The following is a 6,541-nucleotide window of genomic DNA, read 5'->3' as shown; positions in this document are numbered from 1 at the left end:
GTTCTCGTGAACAGTTCGCGCACGGAGCGCGCGGACTGATCACGAAAAGGAGAATTGTGCGACGGGGAGTGGCGGGACACCACCGGAGGAGTCGGGACATCTACACTTCTGGCGTGGTTGGTAGCACTTCTCATGTCGTGAACGCTCTGATCGACAACATCGACCAGGTCATACGCGGCAAACGCCACCAGATCCGCCTCGCCCTCTGCTGCCTCCTCACCGAAGGGCACCTCCTCCTCGACGATGTCCCCGGCACCGGCAAGACCAGCCTCGCCAAAGCCATCGCCAACTCCATCGCCGGCGAATGGAAACGGGTCCAGTTCACCCCTGACCTCCTGCCCACCGACATCACCGGCGTCATGGTCTACGACCAACGCTCCGGCCAGTTCACCTTCCGCGAAGGCCCCGTGTTCTCCAACGTCCTCATCGGCGACGAGATCAACCGCGGCTCACCCAAGACCCAGTCCGCCCTCCTCGAAGTCATGGAGGAACGCCAGGTCACCGCCGACGGAACGAGCCGCCCCGTCCCCCGACCTTTCTTCGTCATCGCCACCCAGAACCCGCGCGACTTCCAAGGCACCTTCCCCCTTCCCGACGTCCAACTCGACCGGTTCGCGATGCGCCTCACCCTCGGCTATGCGGACCACGCCACCGAGATCTCCATCCTCGAGAACTACAACCGCACCCAACGCAGCGAACAGCTCGACCCGGTCACCGACACCGCGACCCTCGACGCCACCATCGGCGCCATCGACAACATCGCCGTCGCGCACACCATCCACGACTACATCGTCAAGATCGCGTCCGCCACCCGCACCCACCCCGACCTCCGACTCGGCGTCTCCACCCGCGGCACCCTCGCACTCCTGCGCATCGCCCGCGCCTACGCCGCCACCGACGACCGCGATTTCGTCACCCCCGACGACATCAAGACCCTCGTCGCACCCGTCTTCGCCCACCGCGTCGCCCTCTCCGCCGAAGCCGAACTCCGCGGCATCACCATCGACACCCTCATCGCCGACATCACCGACACCATTCCGGTCCCCCGCACCAGCGGAGCTTGACCCGTGCTCACCCGATCGGGGCTCGGCGCCGTTCTCGGATCGATCATCCTGGTTGCGCTCGGTCTCTGGTGGGGATACGAGGAACTCCTCGTCGCCGCTGCCGGCACCGGCGCGGTGGTCATCCTCGCGGTGCTGTCCGCTCGCCGCCGATTGCGCGCCCGCGTCGAACGACGAATCCAGACGATCCGGGTCCCGCGGGGCGATCCGGTGCGGGTCAAGTACCGCATCCGGAACGACACGGGCCACCGATCGGGTCGAGCGACCGTGCTCGACCGAATCGACCGCGCGACGATCGAGGTCCAGGTGGATCCGGTCGACGGTGGCGACGTCCACGTGATCGACGCCACGATGCCGACCCGTCGGCGTGGCGTGTTCGAAGTCGGACCACTCGACGTCCAGAAGATCGATCCGTTCTTCCTGGCGATCGGGAAGTGGCGGAGCGAGCAGGATGCCGAGCACGCCCAGAAGGTGACCGTTCACCCGAAGATCTACGACCTCGTCGGACCCCAGGGTTCATCGAGGGTGATCGAGAACGAATCGATCGTGCGCCGGGCCGCCGCCGATCCACTGTCGGGTTTCGTGTCGATGCGCGAGTACGTTGCGGGCGACGACCCCCGAATGATCCACTGGCCGACCACTGCACGGACCGGCACGTTGATGGTCCGCGAGCACATCGAGGTCCGACGACCCGAGTTCACGATCGTGGTGGACACCGGCACCGCCGTCGGAACCCCGGACGACTTCGAGGAGATCGTCGACGTCGCCGCGACGTTGGCGGTGCACGCGCTCCGTACCGGGCTCGACGTCGTGGTACGCACCACCGATCCGGCGAATGCCGGCCGCGAGACACCGATCGTCACGGAAGCAGAGGTGCTCGATCTGCTCACGCCCGTGTTCCACGTCGGCAGCGGAGCGCTCCACGTCGCGGCGCTCTTCGGCAAGGGCTTCGACCACACGTCGGTGGTGATGGTGACCGGCCCCGACGGCCCGACGACGCGGTTGTCGGCCCACGACCGGATGACGACCGTCCGAGTCGGCGTCGGCGCGAAGGCGGGCGTCGGAATCTCGGTCGCCGCCCAGGACGCACCGGACTTCGTCCAACAGTGGCACTCGTGGACCGGGGCGATGGTGTGATCGGCCTGATCCGCGCTCGGCTCATCGTCATCACGGTGATGATGTGCGTGGTCGGACTCGCTGCGGGTGCCGTCTTCGATCAGCCGATCTGGTCCTTCGCACTGGTCCCCGCCATCGTCGGCGTGGGCGAGTGGGTGGTCTTCGATCGACGCTGGGGCGCGCGCCTCGCAACCGGGCTCGCGACCTCGGTCGCCGCAGTCGCGACCGTGGTGTTCATCGTCGGCGGGACGACCGCCGATTTCCTCGCCTCGCTGGGTCCCGGAACCCAACGGATCCTGTCGACCGAATGGCCGAGTCCCGAACGTCCCGATCTCGTCGGCACGGTGGCGACGGTGCTCGCTGTGGCGTCGCTGTCGGCTGTCGAACTGACGCGTCGCGAGCGGTTCCATCTCAGCCCGCTGATCCCCGTGGCCGCGGCACAGATTCTGGTCATCGCCCTGAGCGCTCCCCGCGGAGTGAATCTCTGGTGGACCCTGTTCCTCGCGCTCCTCGCTGCACTGTTCGCGGTCCTGCGACCCGGCGTCGATGGTCGGCTCTCCGAACGCCTCGGACTGCTCCGCGGTGAACGTCGACTCGTCCCGACGGCCTCCATCGCGATCGTCGCGGCAGGTCTCGTCGCGATTCCCGTCAGCCTGGACGATCGCGCCGACCCCCGGGACACGAAGCCGGCAGCAGCCTCCGCTGCCGTGATCGATCCCATCGAGGCCACCCTCGCCCTCCAGACGATCGAACCACCGATCGAGTTGCACGACATCGCCGTGATCGACTCCACGGAGGACGATCGGATCCCACACCTGTGGCGCACGTCGGCGCTCAGCCGATACGACGGTCGACGTTGGTCGCCGAGCGTCGTGCTGCGCCCGATCGGTCGTCGGTTGAGTGGGGCCGAGCGGGAGTTCATCGAGTACACCGTCACCTTCGAGAACGATGATCTCCGGCTGTTTCCGCTGCCCGGGGCGCCCATCGTCATCGACGCCCCGACCGAGACCGACGAGGACCGGACGCTGGTTGCTCTCGTCGACCGGCCGGTTCTCGGCGAGCAGTATCCGGTGACCGCACACGTCGACCCCGATACCGAGGATGCGCTCGGCGCGATCGGGATCAGCGAGGACGACGAGAACGGTACGGCTCTGGTCGAGGTCGCGGAGGAACTGGCAGAGCAGGGCGGTGCCGAGGCAACGACCGACTTCCTCGAGCAGTTGCGCGCGATCGAGGCAACGATGCGCAACGACTTCGTCCTCCGGACGGATGCGCCGGGCGGCGGTCTGCAACGCCTTCTCATCGAACGTTTCCTGCGCGAGACGCGGCGCGGGAACTCGGAACAGTTCGCGACGGCGTTCGTACTGCTTGCCCGATCGCTGGGTGTCGAAGCACGAGTGGCGACGGGATACCGAATCGATCCGGAGCAGATCGGAACCGACGGCGATGCATCCACGTTCACGATCCTGTCCTCCGACGCGGACGTGTGGCCGGAAGTTCGGATCGGCACCGACTGGGTGGCATTCGACCCCGTTCCCGAGAACGAGAACACCGATTCGACGCCCCCACCGATGGAACCGCAGGTGCAGACCCCGGCTGCACCACAACCGCCGATCGATCCACCGCCCGAGGCGACCGACGAGCCCGTCGTGACCGAGGACGACGCCGACGCCGACACATCCTCCGGGCTTCCGACGGTCGTGACCTATGCCCTGTACGTCGGCGCCGGGGTGGCCGCGCTGCTCGTGCCGATCATCCTGTTCGTCGTCGTGGTCCTCGGGGCGAAGTGGCGCCGGCGTCGTCGGCGGTTGTCGGGCTCGCCCCGTGAACGGGTCGGCGGGGCCTGGTCGCTCGCGACAAACGCTCTCGTCGACGGTGGAATGTCGATCGCCGCGGCGAACACGAACGATGAGATCGCGGACAAGTCCGAGCGCTTCGCGCCGAATGCGCGAACCGAGGTCCACCGTCTCGCAACGCTCGCGAGCACGACCACCTTCGGCGATCCACAGCATCCCGAGCACCTGGCGGACGACGCGACCTCGTGCCTGTACGCCGTCGAATCCACGATGCGCAGTGAACGCACCCGACGGCAACGAATTCGGTGGCGGCTCAGCCTGAGAAGCCTCCGGCGGCAGACCCGCTCGCCGGTCTAGTACATCCAGGTCGACCCCGGACGAACGTCATTCACCGGGTGCCGGGCCGACCAGCACCCTGACCGTCGCGACCGACGACGTGAGATCTCCGTCCGACACGCGGTACGTCACGAGGAAGAGTCCCGCGACCGACGAGCTGATGTTGAGGGTCGTCCCCGAAACCGAGACCGTCACCCCGTTCGAGTTCAGATCGATCACGGTCAGCGGATCGCCATCCGGATCCGACACGTTCAGGCCGAGGGACACCGTCACGCCGGCGACTGCGGCCACCGTCTGGTTGCGGGCAACGGGCGCGCGGTTGGGCGGCGGTGGCGGCAACGTCGTGGTGGTCGTGGTGGTGGTCGTCGTGGTCGTGGTCGTCGTCGTTGTCGTCGTCGTCGGAACCGGCGGAGCGACCACGGTGACGGTCGCCGCGTTGGAGACCGCCCCTCCAGCGTCGACCACGGTGTACGAGAAGGTCGCGGAACCGTGCCCGTTGGACGTCGTGACGGTCACGTTTCCACCGGAACGAGTGACCGTGCCGGTGCCTCCCCCATCGAACGTGATCGTCGATGGCAGCGACTGGATCGACAGAGCCGACGTCGGGCCGTCGGCATCGGAGTCGTTCGCGAGGAGGTTGGTCGTCCCGGCACCGCTCGATGCATCGATCGTGTCGCCCACCGCCACGGGGGCCACATTGACCACGGTGACCGTGACGGTCGACGACGCCGTGAGACCACCGGGATCGGAAATCGTCGTCGTCCACGATGTCGGCCCGTAGGCCGCGTCGCTCGGGACGTTCACCAGGAGCCGACCCGGCTGCACGCCGACCCAACCGGGCGCACCCGAGGTACCGCTGATGGTCAGCGACTCTGCATCGCTTCCGAGTTGACCGACCGGGATCTCGGCGCTCGCTCCACGGTGCAGGCTCAGAGAGACGTTCTGGCTCGACGGGCTCTGGTTGACATCGATCGTGATGACACCGTTCGCGCGGACCTCGCACTCGTTCTCGACCGCGTAGCTGATCGTGACGTTGCCGTTCTCACCTGCCGGCGGCGAGTAGACACCGTTGGCGTAGCCCGTCGGACCGACGACATCGACGACGTTGCCGTTCTGCGCGTACGCGGCGAGATTGACCGAGATCGGCTGGCGATAGCCGGTGCTGAGGAATGCGTTCGACGCGACGGGTTGCGATGCCTGACACGACGCCACCGTCACCCGCAGCGTCGCGGTCCCGGTGAGTTCGCCATCGCTGATCTGGTACGTGATCGCCGCGATTCCCGACGCACCCGGGCGCGCCTGGAACGTGATGCCCGTTCCTCCTGACACCGATGCCGTGCCGAGCGCAGCGTCGGGGCCGGACACGATCGAAAGGGTCAGCGGATCGCCATCCGGGTCGCTGTCGTTCTGGAGCACCGGCACCGTCACGGAGGAGCCGTTCGCGACGGACACGGAGTCATCGAGCGCAACCGGTGGACGGTTGACCCGTGGAAGCACTTCGAGCGACACCGTGGACGATGCGGTGAGTCCCTCGCCGTCGAGGATCGTGTAGGTACCTCTCAGCACGCCGACGAAGGCCGGATCGGGAGTGATCGTGACGCTCGACCCGGACTGTCCGAGCGTTCCTCGTCCGCTGTTGAGTTGCGCCGACGTGACGGTCAGCCCCCCTGGAGACTCGTCGGGATCGGAGTCGTTCGCGAGCACGTCGATCACCGTGGCGACTCCCGGTGCCGTGATCTGACGCGAATCGGGACGCGCGATCGGCGCGACGTTGGCCTGCTCCTTCACCGTGATCTGGAAGCGGCCCGTGGCGAGGGCACCCTCGCTGTCCTCGACCTGATAGGTGATCGTGGCCACACCCGTGACCTGCCCGGCGGTGAAAGTGATGACGTTCCCGCTCCGGGTCGCGGTGCCCAGCGGGGGTTGGGTGGACGACGTGACCCGAAGCGCGGACGTGTCGCCGTCGGGATCGATGTCGTTCGACGTGACGTCGACGCTGACCTGCCCACCCAGGTTGACCGTCGCGGTGTCGTTCTGCGGAATGGGTGACCGATTGGACACCTGTGGGTCTCGGACCGAGACGATGATCGATGCGGAGTCACGAAGATCCTGATCGTTCATGACCTCGTAGGTGCACCGGAAGATGCCGGTTCGCCCCGAGGGTGGGTCGAATCGAACCTGTCCGTCCGGGGTGACCGTGGCCGTACCGCCCGCGGGACAGCCAGGCTGGCC

The 6,541-nt window shown here is 67.2% G+C and carries 4 protein-coding genes; 3 read left to right on the top strand and 1 reads right to left on the bottom strand.

Features of this window, described 5'->3' with window-relative positions; all coding sequences use genetic code 11:
• The first annotated feature begins 137 nt into the window (after window positions 1-137).
• From ON45_RS17990 to ON45_RS17980, 3 genes are read left to right on the top strand one after another with little or no spacing between them, the layout of a single operon-like run.
• Window positions 138-1,064 (top strand): AAA family ATPase, encoded by a 927-nt coding sequence (locus ON45_RS17990; RefSeq protein WP_241432246.1) that lies wholly within the window; start codon window positions 138-140, stop codon window positions 1,062-1,064.
• A gap of 3 nt (window positions 1,065-1,067) precedes the next feature.
• Window positions 1,068-2,198 carry a DUF58 domain-containing protein gene (locus tag ON45_RS17985; RefSeq protein WP_040495738.1) on the top strand — a complete coding sequence of 377 codons (1,131 nt, stop codon included), beginning with the start codon at window positions 1,068-1,070 and terminating at the stop codon, window positions 2,196-2,198.
• Entirely contained in the window at window positions 2,177-4,330 is a 2,154-nt protein-coding gene (locus ON45_RS17980; RefSeq protein WP_148288759.1) for a transglutaminase TgpA family protein, read from the top strand. Before ON45_RS17985 ends, ON45_RS17980 begins: the two co-directional genes overlap by 22 nt.
• 27 nt (window positions 4,331-4,357) lie before the next feature.
• Here the strand turns inward: ON45_RS17980 and ON45_RS17975 are convergent.
• A partial coding sequence (locus ON45_RS17975) for an Ig-like domain-containing protein (RefSeq protein WP_040495734.1) occupies window positions 4,358-6,541 on the bottom strand: 2,184 nt, incomplete at its 5' end.

The sequence above is a fragment of the Ilumatobacter nonamiensis YM16-303 genome, from assembly GCF_000350145.1.
Lineage (GTDB): Bacteria > Actinomycetota > Acidimicrobiia > Acidimicrobiales > Ilumatobacteraceae > Ilumatobacter_A > Ilumatobacter_A nonamiensis.
Note: the sequence above shows the minus strand (reverse complement) of the source record. Positions and strands in the feature narration are given on the sequence as shown.